The 25,852-nt window shown below is 36.8% G+C and carries 26 protein-coding genes; 22 read left to right on the forward strand and 4 right to left on the reverse strand.

What is annotated here, in order from left to right:
* The first annotated feature begins 619 nt into the window (after window positions 1-619).
* Both bsdcttw_RS09800 and bsdcttw_RS09805 read left to right on the forward strand, forming a co-directional pair.
* Complete coding sequence (locus bsdcttw_RS09800) at window positions 620-1,627, forward strand: phosphotransferase family protein (RefSeq protein WP_185259191.1); 1,008 nt, start codon at window positions 620-622, stop codon at window positions 1,625-1,627.
* A gap of 24 nt (window positions 1,628-1,651) precedes the next feature.
* Window positions 1,652-2,995, forward strand: a complete 1,344-nt coding sequence (locus bsdcttw_RS09805; protein ID WP_225903826.1) for an MATE family efflux transporter — start codon at window positions 1,652-1,654, stop codon at window positions 2,993-2,995.
* Window positions 2,996-3,208: 213 nt separating this feature from the next.
* Here the strand turns inward: bsdcttw_RS09805 and bsdcttw_RS09810 are convergent, their stop codons facing one another.
* Together bsdcttw_RS09810 and bsdcttw_RS09815 are read right to left on the reverse strand one after the other, a co-directional pair.
* Entirely contained in the window at window positions 3,209-3,844 is a 636-nt protein-coding gene (locus bsdcttw_RS09810) for an SIMPL domain-containing protein (protein ID WP_185259192.1), read from the reverse strand.
* Between the two features lie 59 nt (window positions 3,845-3,903).
* Window positions 3,904-4,875 carry a carotenoid biosynthesis protein gene (locus tag bsdcttw_RS09815; RefSeq protein WP_185259193.1) on the reverse strand — a complete coding sequence of 324 codons (972 nt, stop codon included), beginning with the start codon at window positions 4,873-4,875 and terminating at the stop codon, window positions 3,904-3,906.
* 158 nt (window positions 4,876-5,033) lie between these two features.
* Here bsdcttw_RS09815 and bsdcttw_RS09820 point away from each other — a divergent pair, with 158 nt between their 5' ends.
* The 5 genes from bsdcttw_RS09820 (at window position 5,034) to bsdcttw_RS09840 (ending at window position 10,095) form a co-directional block, all read left to right on the forward strand.
* Window positions 5,034-5,600 (forward strand): TetR/AcrR family transcriptional regulator, encoded by a 567-nt coding sequence (locus bsdcttw_RS09820; RefSeq protein WP_225903827.1) that lies wholly within the window; start codon window positions 5,034-5,036, stop codon window positions 5,598-5,600.
* An 81-nt stretch (window positions 5,601-5,681) separates the two neighbouring features.
* Window positions 5,682-6,992 carry an MFS transporter gene (locus bsdcttw_RS09825; protein ID WP_185259194.1) on the forward strand — a complete coding sequence of 437 codons (1,311 nt, stop codon included), beginning with the start codon at window positions 5,682-5,684 and terminating at the stop codon, window positions 6,990-6,992.
* Between the two features lie 108 nt (window positions 6,993-7,100).
* Complete coding sequence (locus tag bsdcttw_RS09830) at window positions 7,101-7,760, forward strand: response regulator transcription factor (RefSeq protein ID WP_185259195.1); 660 nt, start codon at window positions 7,101-7,103, stop codon at window positions 7,758-7,760.
* Window positions 7,757-9,184, forward strand: a complete 1,428-nt coding sequence (locus tag bsdcttw_RS09835; protein WP_185259196.1) for a sensor histidine kinase — start codon at window positions 7,757-7,759, stop codon at window positions 9,182-9,184. The genes bsdcttw_RS09830 and bsdcttw_RS09835 overlap by 4 nt, the downstream gene beginning before the upstream one ends.
* 107 nt (window positions 9,185-9,291) lie before the next feature.
* On the forward strand, window positions 9,292-10,095 hold the full coding sequence (locus tag bsdcttw_RS09840; protein ID WP_185259197.1) for a hypothetical protein: 804 nt from the start codon (window positions 9,292-9,294) through the stop codon (window positions 10,093-10,095).
* Between the two features lie 289 nt (window positions 10,096-10,384).
* Here the strand turns inward: bsdcttw_RS09840 and bsdcttw_RS09845 are convergent, their stop codons facing one another.
* A complete protein-coding gene (locus bsdcttw_RS09845; protein WP_185259198.1) occupies window positions 10,385-11,926 on the reverse strand; it encodes an amidohydrolase in 1,542 nt (513 codons plus the stop codon).
* A gap of 554 nt (window positions 11,927-12,480) precedes the next feature.
* Between bsdcttw_RS09845 and frlD (bsdcttw_RS09850) the strand changes: the two genes are divergently transcribed.
* The 14 genes from frlD (bsdcttw_RS09850) (at window position 12,481) to bsdcttw_RS09915 (ending at window position 23,399) form a co-directional block, all read left to right on the forward strand.
* Window positions 12,481-13,293 carry a fructoselysine 6-kinase gene (gene frlD / locus bsdcttw_RS09850; protein ID WP_185259199.1) on the forward strand — a complete coding sequence of 271 codons (813 nt, stop codon included), beginning with the start codon at window positions 12,481-12,483 and terminating at the stop codon, window positions 13,291-13,293.
* Between the two features lie 46 nt (window positions 13,294-13,339).
* A complete protein-coding gene (gene frlC / locus bsdcttw_RS09855) occupies window positions 13,340-14,170 on the forward strand; it encodes a fructoselysine 3-epimerase (RefSeq protein WP_185259200.1) in 831 nt (276 codons plus the stop codon).
* 21 nt (window positions 14,171-14,191) lie between these two features.
* Complete coding sequence (locus bsdcttw_RS09860) at window positions 14,192-15,040, forward strand: amidohydrolase family protein (protein WP_185259201.1); 849 nt, start codon at window positions 14,192-14,194, stop codon at window positions 15,038-15,040.
* 16 nt (window positions 15,041-15,056) lie between these two features.
* Window positions 15,057-15,485 carry a secondary thiamine-phosphate synthase enzyme YjbQ gene (locus bsdcttw_RS09865; RefSeq protein ID WP_185259202.1) on the forward strand — a complete coding sequence of 143 codons (429 nt, stop codon included), beginning with the start codon at window positions 15,057-15,059 and terminating at the stop codon, window positions 15,483-15,485.
* A gap of 82 nt (window positions 15,486-15,567) precedes the next feature.
* Window positions 15,568-16,917, forward strand: a complete 1,350-nt coding sequence (locus tag bsdcttw_RS09870; protein ID WP_185259203.1) for an amino acid permease — start codon at window positions 15,568-15,570, stop codon at window positions 16,915-16,917.
* A 100-nt stretch (window positions 16,918-17,017) separates the two neighbouring features.
* Window positions 17,018-17,740 carry a GntR family transcriptional regulator gene (locus bsdcttw_RS09875; protein WP_185259204.1) on the forward strand — a complete coding sequence of 241 codons (723 nt, stop codon included), beginning with the start codon at window positions 17,018-17,020 and terminating at the stop codon, window positions 17,738-17,740.
* A gap of 25 nt (window positions 17,741-17,765) precedes the next feature.
* Window positions 17,766-18,551, forward strand: coding sequence for a fructoselysine 6-kinase (gene frlD / locus bsdcttw_RS09880; RefSeq protein WP_185259205.1), 786 nt, complete (start codon window positions 17,766-17,768; stop codon window positions 18,549-18,551).
* Between the two features lie 18 nt (window positions 18,552-18,569).
* Window positions 18,570-19,298 (forward strand): GntR family transcriptional regulator, encoded by a 729-nt coding sequence (locus bsdcttw_RS09885; RefSeq protein WP_185259206.1) that lies wholly within the window; start codon window positions 18,570-18,572, stop codon window positions 19,296-19,298.
* 18 nt (window positions 19,299-19,316) lie between these two features.
* Window positions 19,317-20,330, forward strand: a complete 1,014-nt coding sequence (locus bsdcttw_RS09890) for an SIS domain-containing protein (protein ID WP_185259207.1) — start codon at window positions 19,317-19,319, stop codon at window positions 20,328-20,330.
* A gap of 310 nt (window positions 20,331-20,640) precedes the next feature.
* A complete protein-coding gene (cysK, locus tag bsdcttw_RS09895) occupies window positions 20,641-21,567 on the forward strand; it encodes a cysteine synthase A (RefSeq protein WP_185259208.1) in 927 nt (308 codons plus the stop codon).
* A 16-nt stretch (window positions 21,568-21,583) separates the two neighbouring features.
* A complete protein-coding gene (locus tag bsdcttw_RS09900) occupies window positions 21,584-22,153 on the forward strand; it encodes a PadR family transcriptional regulator (protein WP_185259209.1) in 570 nt (189 codons plus the stop codon).
* Window positions 22,154-22,240: 87 nt separating this feature from the next.
* Window positions 22,241-22,825 carry a flavodoxin family protein gene (locus bsdcttw_RS09905; protein WP_185259210.1) on the forward strand — a complete coding sequence of 195 codons (585 nt, stop codon included), beginning with the start codon at window positions 22,241-22,243 and terminating at the stop codon, window positions 22,823-22,825.
* On the forward strand, window positions 22,825-23,121 hold the full coding sequence (locus bsdcttw_RS09910; protein ID WP_225903828.1) for a hypothetical protein: 297 nt from the start codon (window positions 22,825-22,827) through the stop codon (window positions 23,119-23,121). Before bsdcttw_RS09905 ends, bsdcttw_RS09910 begins: the two co-directional genes overlap by 1 nt.
* Before the next feature lie 71 nt (window positions 23,122-23,192).
* Window positions 23,193-23,399, forward strand: a complete 207-nt coding sequence (locus bsdcttw_RS09915) for a hypothetical protein (protein ID WP_185259211.1) — start codon at window positions 23,193-23,195, stop codon at window positions 23,397-23,399.
* Between the two features lie 85 nt (window positions 23,400-23,484).
* On the opposite strand, the gene bsdcttw_RS09920 is transcribed toward bsdcttw_RS09915, so the two are convergent.
* Window positions 23,485-24,048, reverse strand: coding sequence for a TetR/AcrR family transcriptional regulator (locus bsdcttw_RS09920; RefSeq protein ID WP_185259212.1), 564 nt, complete (start codon window positions 24,046-24,048; stop codon window positions 23,485-23,487).
* Between the two features lie 163 nt (window positions 24,049-24,211).
* Between bsdcttw_RS09920 and bsdcttw_RS09925 the strand changes: the two genes are divergently transcribed.
* The gene (locus tag bsdcttw_RS09925; protein ID WP_185259213.1) at window positions 24,212-25,621 is read left to right on the forward strand and encodes a zinc-binding metallopeptidase family protein; all 1,410 of its coding nucleotides are present in this window, start codon (window positions 24,212-24,214) and stop codon (window positions 25,619-25,621) included.
* Window positions 25,622-25,852: the final 231 nt, after the last annotated feature.

Below are 25,852 nucleotides of genomic sequence, written 5' to 3' on the forward strand. Positions count from 1 at the left end.
TATTAATGGGATGTGGATGTTTCATAATCAATATTATTATGTTTAAAATTTTACACATATTTCGTTTAATAATATTTACACTTTATAAATTTATCATTCTTTTTTACAATGGAGTAGATATTCAAAACAAAAAGTATCTTATGCCTGATATTCCCAATGAAATGGTTAAATATTTACATGGAAATCTAGAAAAACCTTCGATTCACAGCAATTTTAGAAAATATTACAGAAGTCTCTGAACAGCTTGTCGGTTTAATAAAAGTTAATAAATAGAAGCATTATTTCAATAAGCTTTTGTTACATACTTTTAACTTGTGATGTAAAATAAATGTATACACCGGATTTTATTATAAATCAGCGGAACAGGTACTTCACCTGAAATATAGGTCGCCGCTAAGGCTTTACTAGCTTTAGGCGGCATTTTTTTGCTCTTTTTATAGCGGACATCTGAAATTTGACTTACCCCTTATTTTGGGGCTTTTACCTGTATTAAATAAATGACTTAAAAAGTCATTTTAAAGGATATGTAAGGTTATGAAAAAAGATTGAATAATAATTTCCAGTAAATATAATGGAATATATAGAAATCCATAGGAGATTTTTTAATGGAGGGTTAGTAATGAAGAGCAAAACAAAGAATTTGTTATCAGAAGAGCAGATTAAGACACTTGTAAAAGTTAATTTTGGAGATTTATGTAAGGTTGGAAGTGTAACAGAATTAAAAGGCGGCATGTTTAATTCAGTGTATTTGATTGAGAGGATCAATGAAAAAGATAAGATTGTGTTAAAAGTAGGTGTAATACCAGGAACTACTTTGTTAACCTATGAGCAGGATGTAATGCCGACGGAAGTTAAATGTTTTCAATTAATTAAAGAGCAGACAACAATTCCTACACCTAAGATTTTAGCATTCGATTTTAGCAAAAAACATATTAATAGTAATTATTTTTTCATGACAGCCCTGGAAGGTACCTCCTTGAATAAAATATCCAGAAAAATGGAAAAGCATAACCTGGAGAAAATTAAAACTGATCTGGCAGGCTACTTCGCACAGCTGCATCAGATTAGAGGTGATTATTTTGGATACTTTACCGATGATAAAAAATATCAGTATACTACCTGGAAAGATGCATTTTTACATATGTTTGATATGATTTTGAAGGACGGCAGGGAACATAAAGTTAAATTACCCTACGAGAGAATCGAGAAGGTTTTAAAGGATAATTCGAACTATCTGGAAGAGATAACAATCCCGTCACTGGTGGAGTATGATTGTCATGAAGGTAATATTTTTGTAAAGCAGGTTGAAGAGGAATATGTAATAGAAGGTATTCTTGATTTTGAACGTGCTTTCTGGGGAGATCCTATCGCTGATTTCCCGGCAGCCTTTATCATGTTGGATGATATACGAAAAGACGAAGCCTTTTTAAATAGCTATTTGAAGGAAAACAAAGAAAAGAAGCAATATACGGAAGCGGATGCAAAAAGATATCAATTATACCGGATGTATATCTTTACGATTATGGCCGCGGAAACCTTCCGATATGGATTTTTATATGCACACTTACAGGGCACCTTTTCAAAAAGTATTGTTAGGAAATGTTTGAAGGAACTGGAACAGTTATAACCTGGAATGCTGTAGAAGGGCAGAATGGAGATTAGCATGGAAAATATATACCAGTCTTTGCTAGGGGAGGCTTCAGTTAGCAAATTAATATGGAAAATGTCAATTCCTTCAATCATAGGAGTGATGGCTTATAATGTTTATAACATCATTGATACTATTTTTGTAGCAAAAGGTGTAGGAACAAATGCTGCCGGAGGCTTAGCAGTTTCATTTCCTCTATTTTTGTTTTTATCTGCAGTAACAACAACCTTAGGCAGCGGAGCTGCATCTGTTATGTCAAGAGCATTTGGGGAAAAGGATTATGAAAAAGCAAATAAAACTGCAGCAAATACTTTCGGATTATTTTATTTCATAGCTATTCTCATTACAATTTTTGGTCTGATATTTTTGGATCAGCTACTCTATGCTATGGGGGTTACGGATTCACTTTTGCCCTATGCGAAGAGCTTTACTAAAATCATTTTAATCGGAGCTGTAACGAGTACAGCTTTTTCGAGTTTGATCCGAGCAGAGGGCAGTAGTAAATATGCTATGTATGTATGGGTAATCCCGATGCTTACGAATATTATCCTGGATCCGGTATTCATCTTTGGCTTCCATATGGGAGTTACCGGAGCGGCAGTTGCTACAGTTATCGCCCAATGTGTTTCAGTAGTAATGAGTATTAATTATTTCTTCTTATCAGGAAAGAGTTCGTTAAAGATAAAATTGAGACATTTTATTCCGAATGGAAAAATCCTGCAGGAGATAATTTTCATTGGAATGCCATCCTTCATTCAAATGTTTGGATATAGTATTTCAATTATTATCATAAATCATATATTAAAAAAATACGGAGGTGATTTATCCATAAGTACTTATGGAATCGTTAGTAAGATTAATACATTTTTGATTATTCCAATGAATGGGATTGTACAGGGAATTCAACCGATTATTGGCTATAATTATGGAGCGCAAAAGAAACAAAGAGTGTGGGAAACTATTAAAAGAGCCTCTTTTATAACAGGTATATATGGAGTTGTGATATCTCTCTCATTAATTGTACTGGCAGAACCGATTATGTATATTTTTACATCTGATCCGGCGGTAACTCGTATGGGCAGCTATATTTTAAAAATTATTAACCTAGGAATTTTATTCAGCGGTATACAATCCATACAGTCGACTTATTTTCAGGCAGTGGGGAAAAAGCTGGCTTCCCTGATATTATCACTGTGTAATTATATTCTATGTTTTATACCAGTTACCTTAATCATGTCCAGAATATATGGGTTAAATGGAGTATGGTATTCTTTTCCCATATCAACTATAATGGCATTTTTCATATCAACTATACTTCTTATTTATTCATTAAGAAAGGAACTATAGAAAAAAGGAAAAATTATTACAGTTAATGAATAAGCAGAATGAAGTGCATGTTAATCTAACTTATTTGATTACTTATAACTTTTGATGGGGTGGAATAGCATGGCCTCATCGTTCGTATGGGTGGATTTTATAAAAAAGCCAGGCCGGCTGATGAGAGTACCTACAACTCATACGCCGGCCTTTTTGATTCTATTTTTGACACTCTAATACTTATTAATAGATAAATTCCACAATTACTGAGGCTTCAATCTTTGTAGTTCCGGATTCGATTGGTGTGGCTGAGGTACCTTCTCTTAGTGCAAAGGAAGGAGAAAAAGGAATCGGTTGTGTACTTACTTCGGTAATTAAGACAGGAATGGGGTCAAAGATAATTCTTAAGCTGGACGAGATGGATTTCGCTTTCTCATAAGCGTTTTCCACTGCTAAATTAAGTGCCTGCTGATAATATAAATCAGGTTCAGCTACTTCAAAGCGTATGGATTCAATAATATTTGCCCCGTTGTATACAGCGTTATCGATGATGGTTCCAACAAACCCTAAATCCTCTATACTAACTTCATAAAGATTGCGGACAGAATATCCGCGGTCGATCTGGTTACCGTTTTGGTAATCAATAATCTTTTCAATTTGATATTGTACCGTTTTTATATCTGTAATTCCGAGCTGTCTCAACACTTCCAGTACCTGCTGGCTAATTTTCGCGTTTTCAGACTGAGCAGACGTAACATCCTCTCCGGTAGTTAGAACACCAAGCCTTAGAATGGCGAGATCCGGATTGACGGATACCTGACCTTTCCCTGTTAACACCATTTTCTTACCAGGGTTTTCATCTTCTCTGATGGTTGCCATATTTTTCGCTCTATTAATAATTTATCATAATATATGCGAGGGATCAGAAGATTAATACTTTAACCTTTTTGAGAAATACCTTTTTTACTCAAAATGCGAATTCCACCCCAGCATAGCAATAATAATACCTGTGCCAGTACAACAAGCCATAGTATCTTCCAGTATCCACCAATAATGCAGAATATGGTATTAACCATAGGAAAACCCAGGAATGTAAACATGATAGGGAAATCGTTTTTGTAATCCATAGAACGAAGGACTTTACGATCCCAGAACTTGACGAAAGCTAACACTAAAATTCCCACTGAAATAACAGAAAGAGAGATCAACATTACCCATTGCATATTTGAAGTTCTGGCGAAAAATGGTCCCATATAATTAAAGAAATTGGATAGAGGTGAAACCAAACAAACTACAGAAAGAATGGAAGCCAAAAACGGATATAAATAACCAATAAGATTACTGTAGCCTTTCTTTTTATGCCACCATTCACCGATTAAAATAAAGGCAGTCCAGTATCCGGCTATATAGATCCATCCTGTAAAATTCATGACAGGTTCCCCATATATTACAGGCTCACCAGGTATCGGGAAATAACTCCACCTGCCAATGATTCCTTCCGAAGTTTGGAATATCTGTTTTACTGCGACTGGATCCAGTGAAAAGTCAAAAATCATAGCACAAAGTCCAGTAATGAATGGTTTAGTCCAAGATGGTATATTTATCGTCTTCAAAACACGTAACGTTGAGTAAACGATAAGAAACTCGATAATTGGAACAGTTAATGGTATATTGAATATCATTAGGATACTATGCCCATATGCGTAAAAACCTTCATTTCCCATAAGTCCCATAGATACCGCAACATTTTCAAAGACTGAGGCGTAGAAAAAGACAAAACATATGAATTGCAATAATACAATTTTTGGACGTTCTTCGTTTTTAATTATATAGAAGACCATTAATGTAGCGATGATTAGAACTAAAATATCTTGAATAATCCAAACAGGAACAATCGTTATATTTCCCATTGTTTTACCTCCATGTAAAATTATGATTGAGTTGAACGTTCAAATATATTATACTGATACAGAGTTACTTAATCAACAGGCAGTTCGATAACATTACGTTCGATATCTTACAAACAACACACACGTTGTTCGTTTACTAATTAATTAGGGAGGATATTATGGCATACGAAAAAGCAGACCAAAGAGTGAGATATACAAAGATGGTTATAAAAAATAGTTTACTGGAACTTATGAAAGAGCGTCCTGTCAGCAAAGTTACAGTGACAGATATATGCAAGAAGGCCAATATCAATCGCAATACTTTTTATACACATTATGCGAATCAGTTTGAGCTTCTTTCAAAAATTGAAGATGAGTTATATGAAGAAATCAGACAGGTTGTGGGGCATACTATGAACCTTGAAAATTCCGGAAAACTATCCTATGAAATTTGCAAGTATATAAAAGCAAATAGCAATATATGTGAGGTGTTATTTTCAGAGAATGGGGACAAGGAATTATTAGAACGTATTCTTTATATCAGCCACGATATTAATATTGAAAAATGGAAGAAGGAAGTAAAAAATATAGATCAAAAGTTATTTGATAAATGGTATACATTTACCGCATATGGCAGTATAGCCATAATAAAAAAATGGGTTACTAGTGGTATGAAGGAAAGTCCCAGTAAAATTGCTGCTTTTATTGATAAAGCGACAGAAGCAATATCGAAAGATTTTTATTAATGCGACATTTTCAAGGATTATAATATACCGTTTATAAAAGGGAGTTATAAATATAGATAAAGTAGCAGAATGGAGATACCAGTGAGTATAGTAAATAAAGAAAAAACGTTGCGAAAGCACCCACTAATTGAACTATTAAGAAATAACAAAGGAAATGCAAGAACTCTAATATTAATGGAACCTCTCTGGGGTATTCCGTATAATTTAATCGCACCTTTTGCCACACTATATATGTACACTCAGGGAATAACAGATGTTCAAATCGGACTGATTCTATCAATAGCTATGTTTGTTCAAGTGCTTTTTTCTTTTTTTGGCGGAATACTTACTGATAAGTTGGGACGCAAATATACAACAATGTTGGGTGATTTCTTTGGATGGAGCATTGCGTGTTTAATATGGGCAATTTCTGATAACTTTTGGCTCTTTTTAATTGCAGTTTTATTTAACAGTTTTGAACAAATAAACCAGACGGCTTGGTTTTGTTTGTTGATTGAAGATGCAGAACCCAAGGACTTATTAGGGATATATACCTGGGTAAATATAGGTGGTCTCGTTGCAATCTTTTTTGCTCCTATTTCAGGGCTATTGATAAGCTCTTTTACTGTAGTTCCGGTTGTCCGTGTTTTATATCTTGTATTTGCAATAAATATGCTGATTAAGGTGGTTATTACTTATAAGCATTGTAATGAAACCAGACAAGGAAAGATCCGTAAAGCTGAGACGAAAAATACCTCTGCTTTAAAGTTGTTATATGAATATAAGGATTTGATACCAAAGTTGCTGAAGAATAAAGAGATTATGAAAGTCCTTCTTGTATGCGTAATATTACATATAACCAATCTTGTCAGTAACAATTTCTTTAGCTTGTATGTAACACAAAGATTAGGTATAGCAGATCGTTATTTAGCCTTTTTCCCTATTTTAAATGCGGCTGTTATGCTGATGTTTATGGTTGGAATACAGCATCGTTTAGAAACTGTGAAATTACGGATACCTATGTGGACTGGTCTGGTGTTATATGCTGGGTGCTCAATTCTTCTGATACTGACTCCAAAGGAGAAGATATCGTTGGTTATTCTTTATGTTATTATTGCTGCAGTAGCCAATGCTCTTGTAATGCCTCGAAAAGATACCTTACTTCAGTTAAATATTAATCCGAAGGAGCGGGCTCGAATTAATGCTTTGATTATGTCCTTTACCATTGCTTTTGCCTCACCATTTGGCTACTTAGCTGGATGGTTATCAAGTTTTGACCGTCGCTTGCCATTTATGTTTACATTCTCTATTTTTATTGTAGCAATCATTGTCATTGGTAGTATCCGTGATCCTGAATTTATGAATGGGAATACGGAAATTGATGATCATGTAGATATTGGGGCATGTGATTAAACTTATTCAGTTTTACAACTATTTTACAACTTTAATTTGTTTCTGTGATATAATGTGCTAATCAAATGTTAGTATAAATTGTTTAATTCACCTATGGAGGTGATGACTATGGATAATATTCTTATTATAGAAGATGATAAAGCCATTTCAGATTTAATTCTTTGGAATCTTGAATTAGCAGGATATAAAGGCCAGCAGGCGTATTCCGGTAAAGAAGCACAGGAAGTGCTTACAGGATTCAATCCTCAACTTGTGCTTCTGGATATATCGCTGCCAGATATGGAAGGTTTTGAACTTATGGAACTACTGATGGAGAAAGCGCTGCCGGTAATTTTCCTTACAGCTAGAAACAGTCTGTCAGATAAGCTAAAGGGATTGAAAATGGGTGCTGATGATTATATTGTCAAACCCTTTGAAGCACTGGAGCTGCTGGCAAGAATAGAAGTCGTACTTCGCCGAAATACCAGAGCCCCGGAGGTAACTCGTTTTGAGAATCTGGAAATCAATACGGAAGAACGTTCAGTACGAAAAGATGGCACACTTGTTGAGTTGACTATGAAGGAATATGAGCTAATGCTCCTTTTGATAAAGCATCGTAACAAAGCGCTCTCCAGAGAAAAAATACTGGAATTAGTCTGGAGCTATGATTACTTAGGTGAAACACGTACGGTGGATATTCACATTCAGAAAATCCGCAAGAAACTGGGCTGGGAAGAGCAGATTAAAACCGTTTACAAATATGGGTATCGGCTGGAGGACAAAGCATGAAGCTCTGGCAAAAAGTTTTCCTTGGCACATTTTTATTATTTGAAGTTTTATTTAACACTTCTTCTTTTTATCTGATTGAGCATAATTTCAACAGCAATTTAAGTGCGGTAATCGAACGTGGACTTTCTGAACAGATGATCATTCAATCGCAGGTTCGGACTGATTGGACTTATCTCAGTACCTTGAACGGACAAATTCAATTGACCAGTAATGCTCAAGATTTTTTAGAAAATAACGCAGACAAATATACGCGCTTTTTTAATAGCAATGAGGTTTTTCTCGAAATATTAGACAATCATGACAAGACCGTCTTCACCAGTTTCCCAGGGAAGAATGACAAAAATCGGCAAGAACTTAACTTGTCGGAAAGTGATGACAGAAAATACATCATCCGTGACGTGGAAGGAAGAACATATTTATTTATAAGTGGTAATTTATCACTGGGTGCAAAGGCTTTTAAACTCATATACATTCGTGATATCTCCAAGACTTACCAAGATAAAAACTCACAAGTCAGCCTGTTCTTTAAAATAAATATTGTCATTACCATTATACTAGCGGGTGGTTTGTATTTATTAATTTGGTATCTGACAAGATCAATCAGATCACTTAATGAATCGGCAAGGGCTATTGCCGGAGGGGGTTATTCACAGCGGGTCCCAATTTCTTCAAGTGACGAGATTGGCATCCTTGCAGAGAATTTCAATCAGATGGCTGAAGCAGTAGAGAGCAAAGTGGCTGAATTGGAGGAAACGGTAAAAAGCCGTCAGCTGTTTATCAACTATTTAACCCATGAACTCAAGACGCCGCTCACTTCTATTATTGGTTATGCCGACTTACTTCGAACAGCTAAATACAATGAAGAGACATTCTTCAAGGCGCTGACTTATATCTATTCAGAAGGAAAGAGATTGGAGAGCCTTTCCTTTAAATTGATGGATTTAATTCTCATTGGAAATAAAAAGCCGGAGATGGAATATATGGATATTGCTGTTATATGCGGTGAATTAGAGGCTGCATTGAAACCGCAACTGGAAAATAAACAAATTACGTTATTGGTGAAAGCAGAATCCTATACAATGTTGCTGGAGAGAGATTTGTTTAAACTGCTATGTTCCAATTTGTTGGACAACGCTATTAAAGCCTCGGATATTGGCGGTCAAATTGTCTTAAGAGGCTCTGTTATAAAAGATATGGGTTATGTATTGGATATCCAAGACCATGGAGTCGGGATTTCTTCGGAAAATATCTCAAGGATATTTGAACCATTTTTTGTTGTAGACAGTATCCAATCCAAGGCGAATCATGGATTTGGGCTAGGTCTTGCAATCTGTGCCGAAATCGTTCGTTTGCATGAGGGGCAGATTGATGTTGAGAGTAAGCTTTGTGAAGGCACCACAGTTAAAATCAGATTTTTTAAATAATACAACTATTTTACAACATATCGATACTTCTGAAATAACGATTTTTTATTATGTATCTGTAAGGTTGCTTTGGACAACATACAATAAAAAATGGAGGTTATTTTAATATGATTAGAAAAACTGGAAACAAAGTGAAAATGGCAGGGATTGCGATGGCTGCGGCTCTTGTTATCGGCGGATTGGGAATGACAGCGGTATATGCGTCAACTTTAAATGATGTCGTATCAAAAGACAGCGTAGTCACGGTACCCAACACACAGGCGATGTCAGATACGAAGGTAATAACACAAGGTACGATCCAGTACAGTAAAGGAGTCTACACAAGGGCGGATGGTAGCCAGAACGTGACATATGAGCGTTGGTATAACCCTGAAACGAAGGAGAATAGATCTGATATTCATGAATACTCATCAGATGGTCAACTTATAAAATTTCAGAGCACATATTTGACCAATGGCGGTAATGACCTGGTTATCATCCAACGAGATAACAATGGAGAGCCTTTAAGCGGTACAATAATGAAGAAAGCTGATCAGCCGGCTGTATTTGAAAAGTTAGAAATGAACCTCGACAATTTTGCTTCAGATAAGGAATATCTGAATAGTGATGCCTGGACTTCAATCGGTACTGAAACAACTTCAGAGGGAAAGACATTGAATAAGATTCTAAGGAGCTATCAATCTTATATCAACGACACTACTCAGGCCGATATGCAGCTGATTGAATTTATTGATCCGGATACTGGTCTCTCAGCAAAGAGTGAACTCTATGAAAATTCGACTGGTGAAAATAAACTTTTTAGTTCGGAAACCGATGATTATGGTTATGTTACGGATGACGGAAATCTTTTCAAAACTGATATTGTTACGCTGACACCGGCTCAGGGACCCAAAGAGACACTCGGTAAATAAGAATATAAAAAATCATAATTTAAACAAACAGGAATGGTAAGTAGCCATTCCTGTTTTTTCTTTATAGGTATTTCTATATTTATCTGATTGAGTATGTTATCAGCGTTTGATGAGTTATCTTTAAGAGTATTTAAAGATGGGAAAACTATTTGAAGCAAATGCTTATTGGAAAAAGAATACGAACAATCCATCCTTATTAAAGATTATTGATACAAGTGTAGTTTTATCCAAACTGTTTCTGGTATATCATAAGAGCATAGAGGACACTGTACCACTTTATGGAAATCTGTTACAAATTGTTATATACGATGTTGCCATCTACCAACGTAAGGCAGACCTTTGCTTCGCGGATTTCTTCAAGCGGCGTTGTAAACAAATTATGGCTAAGTACTGTGATATCTGCGAGTTTACCGGCTTCAAGCGTGCCAAGGCGGTTTTCGAAGCCTAGATTATATTGACCACCAAAGCTCCATGCTCTCAATAGTTCATGTAAAAGTAGCGTGTTCTCGGCATTATACGGCTCCCCGCCTTCAGGAAATCTGGCACCTACGGTATGGTAGACAGATTCTGGTATATCATCAAACAAAAGGGGTAAATCTGTGCCACAGGAAATGGTGATGTTACTATCTGCCATTTTTCTGCGGTTCCAGTAATTTTTTCCACGATCTAATCCGATTTTATCCTGAATCATAGAAAGTTTATCCTTGCGATTTGCAAGGGACATAATCTGTGGGTATATTTCTGCAATAATTCCAAGCTGCCCCATACGTTCTAAATCCTTTGGATCAGTGCATTCTAAATCGGTAATGGCATGACGGTTTTTTAGAGTTCCATCTGCATTTTTATGGCATTTTTCATAGATATCAATAACTTTCTCAATGGCACGGTCTCCTTGTGCATGCAGGGAAAAACGAAAGCCTTCGTTATCAGCAGCAAGGGTGTCTTGCTCTAATATATCCCAATCAATTTCTTTAACACAAAAGGTATCCTTACAAAGATATGGTTCTTTCATTTCTCCTTCTAACTGACTGATAGAACCATCCGTCATCTGGTTGTATCCGGAAAAATGTACATAATCTCCAGTAAATTTCTCACGCATATTACGTCCGTAAGCTAAGTTCATAGGCGCGCCTACGGGTTGACTCATAAAACTGACACGAACGGTAAGCTCTTTGTTTTTTTCTAATTGATCCAATATCTCTGTGAATCCCCAAAAATCATCAAATCCCATTTCTTTTATAGAGGTTATACCTCTGGAGTTCATAAATTTTAGATAGTTTATAAAGGCAGGTACGGAAAATTTAGTATCGCTAAGTACATATTTTAGCAGTCTCCAATAACTCTCTGAGTAACAGCTCTCTGGCGTGAATTGATAGGTATTGATAGCTGCCGTATTCATAAAACAACTTTCACTATCTTTATGAAACAGGATAACAGGTACCATACCAAAGGTTTTATCCAAAAAATCGCTGCTTAGAGTGGAAAAATTAGGATTCACGCCTCTTCCAAGAATCGTAGCACCTTCACTAAGCTTCGATTTGTATGTATTTAAAGTTTCTAACAACTCAGCTTCTGTTTCGCATTGCTCTAAATCAATTCCGGCAATGCTTAGCAGATAACCGGTGAAGAAACAATGGACATCAGTAAAACCAGGACATACTAGCCGATCTCCTAAATCTAATACCTTTGTATGACAGTCAATGTATTCAGAACCATCGGTTTTGTTAACAGCAAGAATCGTGTTTCCTTTCATTGCAATGCATCCGCTGATTGGGTGCTTGCTTAAACCAGTGAAAATAGCATTGGATTGTAATACAATATCTGCTTTCATAAAATACCTCCATTTTGGTTGAATGATTATATATAAGTACGGTAGATAAATATACCGATTATTTCATGATGATAACACAACAAAGTTGTTGATTCAATTGTAAAAGCATTTTAAGCTATAAATTCGTTATATGTGCTAATTAAAAAGCGCATAATTGTGCATATTATACAAATTAAAATAAAATGTGGTATAATATATAGAAAAGTTGTTGACTTAATAAAAAACAGATGATATCATAAGTGGTACAATAAACAAGCAAACATATGTAGATATAGAAGGAGGAAAGATGCTTAAAGTCTTTTGATGGAAGAGATTTTCCAGACATAAAAACAAATCATAGCAATGCTTCCCATGGATGCGACGCTGGGGAATACTATATTTGGGTAAGAGGTTACCATCGTTGAGAGTGATATTAAAAGATGTTTTGTAATATGAAAAAGTAACAAAATATGTTAAAAAAAAGAAAAGTATATATTTGATTCACACAAAAGGTCTTTATTTTATTTACTGAATTGGTATAACAAAACAACTGAGATGTATATGTGGAGGAAGGCATGAAGGTAGCAGCAATCGGAGATAATTGTATTGATGTTTATGAAAAAATTGGGAAAAAATATCCGACTGGTAATATCGTGGATACTGGTGTGAATTTACAGCGCTTGGGTATTCCAGTTTCAATTATTAGTACAACTGGTTCGGATGAGAATGGAAACTGGATGAAAGAAGCACTTTTGAAGGAACATCTGGAACTGAGTCATTTTAAGACTGCAGAAGGTGCAACGGCGATTACCTATATGGATATGAATGGTCTGGACCGAGTGCATGGAGACTATATTGAGGGTGTTTTGGAAACTATGATATTTGATGAGGAAGACATCCGTTTTGCTGCAGAGCACACACTGGTTCATTCTGCTCTTTGGGGAAAGGCGGAGGATACACTTCCAAAAATAAAGGAGCTGAATAAGAATGTGCTGATCAGCTTTGACTATGCGGACAGACTTACTCATGAACTGGTTGAAAGCACCCTTCCATTTGTAGACTATGGATTCTATTCCTATCATAATGAAAATAATTCTTCCGAAAGAGATTCTTTTATTGAAAATTTTCTAAAAGATAAAGTAGACCGTGGAATGAAGGTGGCAGTTGTTACCTTTGGAGAAAAAGGTAGTCTGGCATATGATGGAAAACACTTTTTTGATGGGAAAATATATAAGGCAAAGATTGTAAATACAGTAGGTGCTGGTGATAGTTTTATTGCAGGATTTCTATACGGGATCTTAACAGGGCAGGATATCGAAAGTTGTCTTGATACCGGAGCAAAATTGGCGGCGGATATCGTTTCTGTTTTTGAACCGTGGGTGATGTAAATAAAATAAGATTTTGACAATAAAAGAGGAGAAGGGAGAACTTTAAATGAAACTTGGTATGTTTACATCCGGATATCAGAGAAATCCGTTGGAACATTGTTTTGAAGATGCAAAACGGTTTGAGTATGACTTTATCGAACTATGGGGAGGACGGCCTCATGCTTATGCACCGGATTTGAAAGCTGGTGAAATTAACGAAGTGAAACGTCTGGTAGAGAAGTATCAGATGCCGGTTCTTGGCTATACACCAGAGCACAATGCCTATCCCTATAACTTTATGATTGGAAGTGAACACCAGAGACAGGATGCAGTTGATTATCTGAAACTCTGTCTGGATATGGCAAAAGAAATGAATTCCGATTATATGCTGATTTCTCCTGCACACGCAGGATACCTTGCCAGCTATGAAGAGATATGGAACAGGATGGTTAAAACGATTCGAGAACTGACGGAACATGCAGAAAAGACAAAAGTGAAACTGGTAGTAGAAACATTAACTCCTTATGAGACGAATGCATTTAAAAGTGCAAATGATTTACTGGAATTATTTAAGCGTATTGATTCACCCTATCTTGTTGGAATGTGTGACCTCGTACCACCCTTTGTACAACATGAGAGCATCATGGCATATTTAGAAAAATTGGGAAAGAAAATGTACCACATGCACGTTATTGATGGTGAACAGGGAACGGATAGCCATATTGTGCCAGGAGAAGGATCAATACCACTTCCGGAATTATTCAAAGAATTAAACTATGCCGGATATGATGGAACTGTGACGCTGGAACTTGTGACGGGTTATATCAATGAGCCAAGACTTTATGCAAGAAGAGCCATTGATCAGGTTCGTACCTATATGAGGGATGCAGGATATTAAAATAAGAAAAGAGGTAAAAAGATGTTTATTGATATGCATGTCCATCCGGCTTTTTTTGAGCCAATCAATGAGGATGCCGGAGTAGAAGAAATGCGACATGAAGTGCTTAATATTCATAAAAACGGAACTGCGCCGCTGGCACATATATTCAATCAGATGAAGTGCGCTTCCTTAGATCGTCTCTGTCTTTTGCCGGAGGATTATTCCACTGAGGTAGGACGAGCTGTTGTCACAAACGAAGAAATCCGAAGGCTCTTGGATTTGGCACCAGATAAATTTATTGGGTTTGCAGGGGCAGATCCATATGATAAGAAGTCAGCGGATAAACTAGAGTACGCATTCACCGAACTTAAGCTGAGTGGTTTAAAACTTCATCCGTCCAGACAGCATTTTTATCCCAGTGATGCAATACTGGGACCTTTAATTGAAGTTTGTGAACGATATAATAAACCGATTATATTTCACAGCGGCTTATCGATTGAACCAAATACGTATACAAAGTATGCAAGACCGACAGAGTTTGAAGAACTGGCGGCAAATCATCCGAATTTAAGGATTTGCCTGGCGCATTTTGGATGGCCATGGGTACAGGAAACTGCCATGTTAATGTTGAAATATCCTAATGTATATGCGGATACCGGACTTTTATATTTTGATAATGCCTATGAGTTTTATGAACGGGTATTTCACCAAGATATTCCGATAACATGGATTGATCGAAGTCTTCGCCATCAGGTTATGTTTGGAAGCAACAATCCACGATTTGAGCAGATACGCATGGCAGATGCAATCACAAAACTTGGATTCAGGGACAGCACACTGGAGCTTATAAAAGGTGGGAATGCACTGGAATTTTTGAATGGGCGGTAAAAGGAGGTGTAAGCAGATGGTTCAATTAAAGCAGATTAAGCTTTTAACAACCGAATATAATCAGTTTATTTTAATAACGGAACAGGTAATGGGGCTTGTACGCGAAAGCAACATAAAGAATGGAATGGTTCATGTAATTACAAAACATACAACAACCGGAATTACCGTCAACGAATCACTGGAATGTCTGGAAAGTGACATCGAAGAGTTTTTGACACGCCTTGTTCCGGAACATTTACCATATGCGCATGCCAGAATGCTTCCGGACTACGGCTCTACGGCGGGTAATCCCACCGGACATTTAAAGGCACATCTAACGGGTAACCATTGTCATTTTGTAATCAGTGATGGGGATGTCTTAAAAGGAGATGCACAGGATATCTATTTTTGTGAATTTGATGGACCAGCACAGCGAACAGTGTTGGTACAGGTAATCGGGGAGTAAAGAAACAACATGCAATCATGCGTGATGTTGATAAAAAGGGTGGGCACTGTAAGCCTGAAAAAAATAAAAAGGAGATAAAAGCATGTCAAATCAACACAATCAAACAGAATTAAAGCGTAAACTTGGCTTGGGTGCAGTCATTGCGCTAGGTGTTGGAACAACCGTTGGATCAGGAATCTTTTCGTCTTTGGGATCCGTTGCGGGTGCAGCAGGAAGCAGCCTGTTTTTGGTATTAGCATTTTTAATTGGAGGAATTGTTCAGATTCCAGCAAACTTCTGCTATGCAGAGCTTGCAAGTGCATTTCCGGAGGATGGAGGACAGTATATATATTTCAGAGAAGCTGGTTCTCGTCCACTTGCCTTTCTATGTGGGTGGATTAGCTTTTGGGCAACCGATCCGCCGTCAATTTCTATCATGGCACTGGCAATTGCAAACTATCTTGCATTCTTCATACCGGTTCATGGAATTGTTTTGAGAATTGTTGCAGTTGGATTTGTATTGATTTTCATGATGCTTCATCTGCGTTCGGTAGAGGGCGGAAGTAAGTTCCAGACAATCATAACAGCGCTGAAGATAATACCTTTCGTTTTGATTATTGGAATTGGTATTTTCTTTATTAAAGGAGATTTGTTCCTTTCTGCAGCACCACTTACTGGAATTGCAGCTACTGGAATTACAGCTCTTTTAGCAGGGGTTTCTGCAACAACCTGGTCTTTTGATGGTATGAGTGCTGCATGCTATATGTCAGGTGAAATCAAAAAACCGGAAAAAAACATTCCAAAAGGATTGATTTTAACAGCATTTATAGTCCTTGCATTATATGTAGGTTTAACTTTAACAGCATCAGGTCTTTTATCTGTTAATGAACTTGCTACATCAGATGCTCCAATTGCTTTACTTGCTTCAAAGATACCTTTAATTGGTGGATATGCTGGTACGGTTGTCGCAATTATGGCAGTTATTGTTGTTATCGGTTCTCTATCCAGCTGTATTATGTTCCAGCCAAGAATCGAATACGCAATGGCAAAAGATGGATTATTCTTTAAATCTTTTGCTAAGGTACATCCCAAATATGAAACACCATATTTTTCAATTATTGTACAGTGTGCTGTTGCAATTATTCTGATATTTGCAACTTCTCTTTCAGACCTTTTGGGATATTTTACATTAGTTGCACTGTTAAAGAACTTCCTGACATTTGGTACGGTACTTGTACTCCGTAACAAACTAAATTATAAGCCTACCTACAGAATGCCGGCCAGATTATTGATGGTAGCAGTCGCTATGCTTATGACAGGAACCTTAATCTGGTCAACCTTTATGTGGGCTCCCACAGCAGGAATTACCTGTGCTGTCATTGCAGTTGCAACAGGACTACCGGTATATTATTTCTGGGAAAGCAGAAATAAAAAAGAACAGAATAAGGCATAAGATAACTTTTGTTATAAGGTGTGATTGACACTTGCTGGCAGATGACTTAAGATTTAACTAGGACAAAGTTAATCAATTAAGAAGAAAAGGAATATCTGCCATGAGTATGGACAATCAAAGACCACGCGAAGATGCGATGGAAAAAATAGAAAGTTATATTATTGAAAACAAATTAAAACCAAATGATAAATTACCTTCGGAACGAAATATGTGTATGATGTGGGAATTCAACCGTACCACCCTTCGAAGTGCCATCAAGCAGTTGATTTCGGAAGGAAAAATCTACAACAAGAATGGTTCCGGCACCTTTGTATCAAGAAAGAAGCTTATGAAAAATCTCCAGGATGTGGAAGGTTTTTATGAGACGGCAAGGAAAGAAGACCGGATTGTTTTAAGTAAAATAATCAGTTCTGAGCTTTGTGAGACAACAAAAGAATTAGGAAGAAAAATGGAACTGCCATTAGGACATAAGCTTTTACAGGTGATACGTGTCCGTTTTTTAGAAGAGGTTCCGGTGATGTATGAAACTTCATATCTGGATTATGAACGTTTTCCAGAAATAGACAAATATATAACAGAGACTTCTTCGCTGTATCAGATACTTGTAAAAGTATATGGCTTGGATATTACGGGGGGAAAAGAAAAATTAAGCATTGCTTATTGTGATGAAAAAGAAGCACATTATCTTGAGATTAATGAAGGTGCTCCGGTTATTTATCAGACGGGTGTTGCGGTTGATGAAAATGGTAAGATATTTGAATATTTTAAATCTATTACCCGCTCAGAGTATGTCTGCTTTGCCAGCGAATTAAAGCGGCTCTAAGCGGGTGATTGAAGGAGGACTTGCGATGAAGATAGCAGCGGTTGGGGATAATTGTATGGATGTATATGACGGTTTGGGTGACGCTTATCCAGGTGGAAATCCAGTAAACGTTGCGGTATATTTTGTAAGGCTTGGTGGTGAGGCTTCCTATACGGGTGCAGTCGGAACGGACGTATATGGAAAACGAATGAAGGATGCGATTGGGGCAAAAGGTGTTGATACATCCCACATTCATTTTCTGGAAGGAACTACAGCAATTACCCATGTGGAGCTAAAGGACGGAGACCGTGTCTTTGGAGACTATGAGGAAGGCGTTCTTGCCGATTTTAAATTAACACAGGAAGATATCGATTTTCTTTGCAGTCAGGACTTGGTTGTATCGGGACTATGGGGAAATGTGGAACATAATTTAGCAGAAATTCGCAAACGGGGTGTAAAAGTTGCTTTTGATGCTGCAACAAGGCCAGATGATGAAGCATCATTAATAGCAATACCACATGTGAATTATTTGTTTTTTGCGACAGATGACTCAGAGACAGAAGAGCTGAGAGAAAAAATGATTGAGATTTACAAAAAGGGTCCCGAGCTTGTAATTGCAACATTAGGAGAGCGTGGAAGCATTGTATATGATGGAACTGAATTTGTCCGGTTTGGAATCATTCCATGTAATGTGGTAGATACAATGGGAGCCGGAGATAGCTATATAGCAGGATTTTTAAAAGGTATATTAGAAGAAAAAACCATAGAAGAATGTATGAAAATGGGAGCCTCCAATTCCAGTATTACGCTGGAATATCGGGGAGCTTGGTAGAACGGAAGGAGATTTACGTTGAAAAAGTCAGCAGAAATAGATTATCAGTCATCCATTTACTTACAGCTAAGGGAAGTTGTAAGAAATAAAATTGAAGAGGGAGAATATCTTCCTGGTACAGCAATTCCATCCGAGAATGCATTGGCAGATATGTATGGAATTAATAGGCTTACTGTGCGCAATGCAATTGATGAATTGGTAAATGAAGGTCTGTTAAAGCGGGTACAGGGAAAGGGTGTTTATGTCCTTGCACCAATTGAGCGTGACTTAGAAGTCTTAGGCGGTTTTTCACAAACCATGTATGATAAAAATCTGCAGCCAAAGACGAAAATCTTACAAAGAGGCCAACGTAAAGCCGGAAGTAAATATGCCGAGATGTTCAAAATCAACGAAGAAGACGATTTGTATTATATAAAACGCCTGGATTATGCTAATGGAGAAGCAATCGCCTTGCAGGAGATTTTTGTCCCATATAATCTTGTGCCGAAAATGGAAGGAATAGACCCTTCCGTATTCAGTATGTTTGAAATCTATAAATTTTATGGGATAAATCCGGTAAGGGCATGGCAGACTCTTGATTTGGTAAGTTTGACACAGGCGGATGCGAGACTTCTTGATATTACGAAAGATCAGACCGTATTTCTATTTTCTTGTATTACATATGATGAAAGCGAAAATGTTATAGAATATTCTCGTTCGTATACAAGAGGAGATAAATGTAATTTCACGGTACATTTTCATAAATAAAGCAGATAGGAGTAAATTATGTTAAAATTCAATGAACAACAACAAATAGATAGTGTGAAGGGTGCTTTAATGATCCGTCCTCAAATAGAAAAAGCAGTTGATGAAATCCAAAAAGAGGGATTTGACGGACTCTATTTTATAGGAATTGGAGGTACATGGGCTTCTGGTATGCAGGTTGAGGTATATTTAAGAGGAAGAAGTTCATTACCGGTATATGTGGAAAATGCTGCGGAATTTATTACCACTGGAAATAAGCGTTTTACCAATAAATCAGTAGTCATTTTTTCTTCTGTAACAGGAAGCACAACAGAGATGGTAGATGCCATAAAAAAAGCGAAAGAGGTAGGAGCAAGAGTGTTGGGCTTTATTGATGTAGAAGATACACCACTGGCAAAATTATGTGATACCTGCATTTCTTATCCGATGAATGAACAATTAAAATTTTACATGGTAGCAAACCGATTAATGTATAACAATGGTGAATTTCCGGATTATGATATTTATAATCAGGAAATGGAGAAATATCTTCCTATGGCCCTTGTAGAAGTTGAAAAGAAAGCCGACGAATGGGCAGCGGTATACGCAAAAGAAAAATACCAATACTATAAAGAGCATCCGGATATGCCGCATTACTTCATCGGTGCGGGTAACCAATGGGGAGCCACCTATTCGTATGCGATGTGTTACTGGGAGGAACAGCTCTGGATTCGAACAAAATCAATTACTTCCGCTGAATTTTTCCATGGAATGCTGGAGATAATCGAGGCAGAAACACCTGTAACCGTATTTATTGGGGAAGATGAACAAAGACCATTGTCCGAGCGGGTTGCTGCATTTTTACCGAAGGTATGTAAGAATTATACCGTAATTGATACCAAAGACTATGAACTGAAAGGTATTCGGTCTGAGTATAGAGGATCTGTTTCTCATTTGGTAATGCATGCAGTCAATAATCGTGTAGATGCCTACATGGAAAAAGAATTCAGACACCCAATGGTTATTCGACGTTATTATCGACAGTTCAATTATTAAGATTATTTTTAATAAAAACTGAGATGTTCTGAAATTTAATAGGTACAATAAAAATGCTAGGGAAACTAAGCTTTAACAAGTTCCCTGGCATTTTTATTGGTGTGTTGTTTTATTGCAGTTTTTCAAGTTTACAAAGACTTTGAAATACATCACTAAATTTGTTTTAGTACATAAAGGTATCTGCACATTTTGTATGGAAAGGATAATAATTCAAATTTTTGATTGACATTAGATGCGCTTATGAATATAGTAGTATCATACTACTTATATATATTAGTAGTAAGAATTAATAGTAGTAGGAGGTGTTCATTTGAAGAAAATATACGAGAGTCTTACAGACCTAATTGGGAATACTCCTTTATTAAGGCTTTCCCACTACGAAAGTGGATTACAAGCCGAGCTTATTGCGAAGCTGGAGTACTTTAATCCTGGCGGAAGCGTTAAAGACAGAATCGGGCTGGCAATGATTGAGGAGGCAGAAAAACAGGGACTATTGACAAAGAATTCCGTGATTATAGAGCCGACTAGCGGAAATACCGGAATCGCATTGTCCTGTGTAGCTGCGGTAAAAGGTTATCAGGTAATCATTGTTCTGCCGGAGACATTCAGTCATGAACGACGCAAGTTGCTTACTGCTTTGGGAGCCCAATTGGTTTTAACTCCAGGTAGTGAAGGAATGCCAGGCGCAATCAGAAAAGCAGGAGAATTAGCCCAAAGCATACCCGGTTCTTTTATCCCTCAACAGTTTAGAAATCCTGCTAATCCTGAAATTCACCGTAAGACTACTGCTGAGGAGATATGGCGGGATACCGAAGGAGAAATCGATTTTTTTGTAGGCGGAGTCGGAACAGGCGGAACTATTACCGGAGTTGGAGAAGCTTTAAAAAAGAAAAAGCCTGATATTAAGATAATCGCAGTGGAACCTTTTGATTCACCTATTTTATCCTCAGGAAAATCCGGAGTGCACAAGCTTCAGGGATTGGCTCCTAGTTTTATTCCTGACATATATAATCCGGGAGTTGTTGATGAAATTATTTCTGTAAAGACTGAAGAAGCTTATGAGGCTTCAAAATTGCTTGCGAAAAAAGAAGGCCTACTTGTCGGGATATCGTCGGGGGCTGCCGCTTTTGCTGCCTCCCGTGTGGCAGCCAGAGAAGAAAACAAAGGCAAAACGGTCGTGGTACTGTTACCTGATACGGGCGAAAGGTATCTATCCACACCAATGTATGAAGGTTAAGTACAAGGAGGCTAGAATGGTTTCGAAATTATCAAAATATGTTATGGGGTTGCTTCATAAAAGACCCATGAATCCATATGAAGTCGCTAAACTGTCGGACAAAGAGGTAATTCAAAGATGGTTTCCGATGACGGCGGCATCAATTTACACAACAATTAAGAATCTTGAAAAAAAGGGATACATCGCTGGTAAAAGTGTTCAGGAGGGGAATTTTCCGGTAAAAACAGTATATTCATTATCCGAATCCGGGGAAAAAGAACTGAGTGAGGATCTGGCAAATGGTTTAGCCTCCTACGAAGCGGAAGCTAGCAATTTCGGCATAGCACTTTTTCATATAAGCTCGATTGAAAAAAAGGACGCACTAAGTTACTTAAGAGAGCGCCTTGTCAAATTAGAGACGCTGCTTTCGGACACACAGGAACATCTCGAGCTTTACGCCACAAAAATACCGTTTAACATGAAGATGATGCTGATCTACCAGCAAAATCGATTGCTGATGGAAATCAAAACAACGGAGGAGCTAATTATTGAAATTGAGAAGGATGAAAAATGGGATTATTCTTTTACACAATATTTGGATTCGTAATTAACCTCGGTTCTCAACTTTATAGAATGATAAACTTGTAGCTAAGAAGCCAAATTAAAAAATGAGAGCATATTAAGGGAGGATTATATGTCGCATAAAATATTGATTATTAACGGAAGTCCTCGAAGGAATGGAAATACTTCGATTGCGGTTCATTGGGTGCAGGAAGGAGCAAATTCAAAAGGTGCTACTGTTGATATATTAAATCTAACATCAATGAAGAATGTGGGTAATGGTTGTATTGGCTGTAGAAGATGCCAAAATTCAGATGAATATCGTTGCTTCATTAACGATGATATTTCTCAAGCAGTGTACGCAATGACAGATTATGATGTTATTGTGTTTGCAATGCCATTGTATTTTGGAACGGTTCCTGCTCAGATGAAGAGTTTTATGGATCGTATGTATAGTCATATTAAAATTAATAACGGTCATATGGCTAATCCTAAATTTGAAAACAAGGCTTTTGTTATTATTGCAACCACAGGAGCCGAGAATAGCAACGGTCTGCCACTTCTGGAGGAATATATGAAGGATTTCGCATTGGAGTTCAAAACCAGGTTGTATTCATTTGTTATCCCGTCTTGTAACGCAGATCGAAATGTGCTTTTAGAAAAAATTGATGTCAGGGAGCAGGCAGAGTACTTTGGCGAAAAATTAGCGAATATTTAATGAAAGGGGAATGGATAGAAGATTTCATTGAGCTTTCAGATGAAGGTTATGAAGAAGCTATCGTTCAATTTTTACAAGATAACGAGATAACAATTGACGATTTTGAGTATGTTGGGAAATGTGATTCTGAATGTCCACAATGTGATGCGGAAAGCTTTAGTGTCTGTCGAAGGGATATAGGTTTCATTAAAGAAGGTAAAATATTTACTTTTGATATAGAAGCAGCTGATGAAACATTAGACTTCGTTATATACTGGTGCAATAAATGTGGTAAGTGGACTACTTATATTGAGTAACGCATGAATAGAACTGTGCTCTGGAATTTCTTGAGCCAAGACTGATTTTAGAATATTAAAGGATTGCTGTTTTGGAAAATAAGCAAATGATGGAGTTAGAATGCTATGATACTTTAAATGATGAAAGAATTTTAAATGTTACATGTACTGATAATAAAGAGAAAATGATAACACTAAGAAATGTTCACAAAAATTTGTTGATTGATGAATCTCGAAGTCAAATAGACAGCAAATCAGATTTTTTTGCTATGCCAGAGAATCAGTTGTTAAAAAATTGATGGAAGCTGCTGATTATCTTCCCTGTGATTACAAAATTGTAGTTAAAGAAGCATATAGACCGCTATCTTCCAAGAGTAGACTATCTTAATCCTGTGACATGGGAGTATGATATATTTTAAGACAAATATCAGTCATTTCTTCAACTGTGTTGGTCGTTTCGGACTGAATCCACTTTGAAAAGACATTATATAAAGCTCCAGCATTAAAATAAATGCGGTATACATTTTCATCCGACTTGTCTTCTATATTGGAAAGCATACTGTCGTTTAAGCAGTCTAAAATAATATGATTAAAATGTGCTTGAAATAATATTTTATAGATCTCTTGTTGCTGAGTGAAAACTTCTAACATAGCGTTGATAAATTTTCTTGGTTGCATTGCTTTACCGGTTCGAGTATCTGTATAGGGAAGCAGTTTTTGGTTGACTTCGAAAATAAGAGTGTCCACAAGATCGTACAGAATTTCTTGCTTGGACGAATAATTGTTGTAGTATGCGGTACGAGATACTCCTGCTCGTCTTACAATATCGGTAATACTGATTTTATCAAAGGCTTGTTCTTTCATAAGTAGGATAAGAGCAGTGCATATTGCTTCCCTTGTCAAGCGGTTGGTTTCTTTATTTGAATAGCATTTGGTTGAAGCTGACATTACACTTTCCTCCCTTTTGTTCGTTTTTCCAGGTGTACCGCGGAATGATATTGCTCTACGGAATTTTTTTTATTATACTACATAGTAATCGACATTACAAATGTAAAGTCATACTTCGTAACTGTGTACAATAGAAAAAGATCATCTTTGTGGAGGATGTCAAATGATAATAGAGAAGAGTAGATTAGATTCGGAAGAAACGATGAAAAAAGAAATAGAAATGATGAACTCCTTTGGAAGTCGAACAACGGGTTCAAAAGGTCATCAAGAATTTATCACATGGATTAAGCAGCAGCTTGGTTCTATGGGATTTGAAATATATAGTGATACCTATACTTTTGAACGCTGGGAGGAAAAGAAAAGGGCTTTATTTATAAACCAGCAAGAAATTCATGTATCCTCTGTTTACCCATATTCCGGTGAGACGGATCATAATGGAGTAACTGGAGAACTGATTTATGTTAAAAACGGAAACTATAATAAAGCAAAAGGGAAAATTGCTGTCATAAAAATCAATACAGTAAAAAAACTCCCGATTGGACTTATTATGAATAAAAGGGAGGCTTTTCCTAGTAATACAGGGATTGCAGCAGGAGATGGTGATCTTGTATTGACTTCTGTATTAAAAAATCCTAATTTAAAAAAGGCAAGAGAAAAGGGTGTAAAAGCGGTTATATTAATTTGGAACGGTGTATCCAATAATAAGGTAGAAGATCAGTATTTACCATTTACAGATCAGTATAAGGGTATACCGGCGATATGGGTGAATGAGACAGAAGGAAAAAAAGTGCTTGCAGCAGCAGAAAGAAAAGAACAAGGGACAATCATACTAGAAGCAGAGAAACAAGATAGCGCATCAACGGAAAGCTTTTACGTGAAAATAGAAGGTAAAAACAAAGAAGAAACGATTCTGATTAATTCTCATTCGGATGGGATTAATGTGGTAGAGGAAAATGGAGCTCTTGGAATGCTCTCCATGATACGTTATTTACAAAACAGCCACCCGGAGCGCACCATGATTTTTGCTTTTATAACGGGACATTTTCGTTTGCCAGTATTTAAAGGAACCTCACAAGCAACCTCAACCTGGTTATTGAAGCATCCAGAATTATGGGATGGAGAGAATGGCAATAAAAAAGCGGTTGCAGGAATCACAGTAGAGCATTTGGGCAGCATGGAATGGAAAGAAAATGCAGAAGGAGAATATGAGGCAACAGGAAATATTCAAACGGAATATACTTATATAGGAAATAAAAAGATGGGAGAAATATGGAAACAGGCAATTGAAAATAGAAGCCTGACACGAACAGTTATGATTAGAGGGCATAATAAGTTTGAATTTGGTGAAAGTCAGCCTCTATTCGAAGCAGGCATTCCGGTTATTGGGCTTATTCAAATGCCTGATTATTTAACGGTAAGTAGTAAAGGCATGGAAATGGACAAATTTAATATTAGTCTCATGAGGGAACAGGTGGAATCGCTGATAGAAGCAATTCTCATAGTAGACAAAACATCGAGAGAGCAACTTGGAAAGTCTGATGGATATTCATTTTTCTTTGGAAATGTTAAATAAGCAGGAGGTATTATCTATCGAATTTTAGCAAGGTTTTATCTATATAATTCTTTCTGGTCAATTCTTGAGAGTACAGGTTTAATATTTTAAGAGCTTTGTCATATGCGTGGGAACAAGACGAGATATACAATCAGCATGAATACGTTTACGTTGTAAATAGCATATATAATATGACAGTGTGTTGTCATATTATATATGCTATTATTTATTAGTAGCAACCCGAAAATTAAC

It is taken from the genome of Anaerocolumna chitinilytica (genome assembly GCF_014218355.1).
In the GTDB taxonomy this organism is placed as follows: Bacteria; Bacillota; Clostridia; order Lachnospirales; family Lachnospiraceae; genus Anaerocolumna; species Anaerocolumna chitinilytica.

Excerpts from the sequence above, each read along its gene's own strand:
- bsdcttw_RS09800 (WP_185259191.1), top strand. The coding sequence starts at position 620 with ATGAAGAGCAAAACAAAGAATTTGTTATCAGAAGAGCAGATTAAGACA.
- bsdcttw_RS09805 (WP_225903826.1), top strand. The coding sequence starts at position 1,652 with ATGGAGATTAGCATGGAAAATATATACCAGTCTTTGCTAGGGGAGGCT.
- bsdcttw_RS09810 (WP_185259192.1), bottom strand. The coding sequence starts at position 3,844 with ATGGCAACCATCAGAGAAGATGAAAACCCTGGTAAGAAAATGGTGTTA.
- bsdcttw_RS09815 (WP_185259193.1), bottom strand. The coding sequence starts at position 4,875 with ATGGGAAATATAACGATTGTTCCTGTTTGGATTATTCAAGATATTTTA.
- bsdcttw_RS09820 (WP_225903827.1), top strand. The coding sequence starts at position 5,034 with ATGGCATACGAAAAAGCAGACCAAAGAGTGAGATATACAAAGATGGTT.
- bsdcttw_RS09830 (WP_185259195.1), top strand. The coding sequence starts at position 7,101 with ATGGATAATATTCTTATTATAGAAGATGATAAAGCCATTTCAGATTTA.
- bsdcttw_RS09835 (WP_185259196.1), top strand. The coding sequence starts at position 7,757 with ATGAAGCTCTGGCAAAAAGTTTTCCTTGGCACATTTTTATTATTTGAA.
- bsdcttw_RS09840 (WP_185259197.1), top strand. The coding sequence starts at position 9,292 with ATGATTAGAAAAACTGGAAACAAAGTGAAAATGGCAGGGATTGCGATG.
- bsdcttw_RS09845 (WP_185259198.1), bottom strand. The coding sequence starts at position 11,926 with ATGAAAGCAGATATTGTATTACAATCCAATGCTATTTTCACTGGTTTA.
- frlD (WP_185259199.1), top strand. The coding sequence starts at position 12,481 with ATGAAGGTAGCAGCAATCGGAGATAATTGTATTGATGTTTATGAAAAA.
- frlC (WP_185259200.1), top strand. The coding sequence starts at position 13,340 with ATGAAACTTGGTATGTTTACATCCGGATATCAGAGAAATCCGTTGGAA.
- bsdcttw_RS09860 (WP_185259201.1), top strand. The coding sequence starts at position 14,192 with ATGTTTATTGATATGCATGTCCATCCGGCTTTTTTTGAGCCAATCAAT.
- bsdcttw_RS09865 (WP_185259202.1), top strand. The coding sequence starts at position 15,057 with ATGGTTCAATTAAAGCAGATTAAGCTTTTAACAACCGAATATAATCAG.
- bsdcttw_RS09870 (WP_185259203.1), top strand. The coding sequence starts at position 15,568 with ATGTCAAATCAACACAATCAAACAGAATTAAAGCGTAAACTTGGCTTG.
- bsdcttw_RS09875 (WP_185259204.1), top strand. The coding sequence starts at position 17,018 with ATGAGTATGGACAATCAAAGACCACGCGAAGATGCGATGGAAAAAATA.
- frlD (WP_185259205.1), top strand. The coding sequence starts at position 17,766 with ATGAAGATAGCAGCGGTTGGGGATAATTGTATGGATGTATATGACGGT.
- bsdcttw_RS09890 (WP_185259207.1), top strand. The coding sequence starts at position 19,317 with ATGTTAAAATTCAATGAACAACAACAAATAGATAGTGTGAAGGGTGCT.
- bsdcttw_RS09900 (WP_185259209.1), top strand. The coding sequence starts at position 21,584 with ATGGTTTCGAAATTATCAAAATATGTTATGGGGTTGCTTCATAAAAGA.
- bsdcttw_RS09905 (WP_185259210.1), top strand. The coding sequence starts at position 22,241 with ATGTCGCATAAAATATTGATTATTAACGGAAGTCCTCGAAGGAATGGA.
- bsdcttw_RS09910 (WP_225903828.1), top strand. The coding sequence starts at position 22,825 with ATGAAAGGGGAATGGATAGAAGATTTCATTGAGCTTTCAGATGAAGGT.
- bsdcttw_RS09920 (WP_185259212.1), bottom strand. The coding sequence starts at position 24,048 with ATGTCAGCTTCAACCAAATGCTATTCAAATAAAGAAACCAACCGCTTG.
- bsdcttw_RS09925 (WP_185259213.1), top strand. The coding sequence starts at position 24,212 with ATGATAATAGAGAAGAGTAGATTAGATTCGGAAGAAACGATGAAAAAA.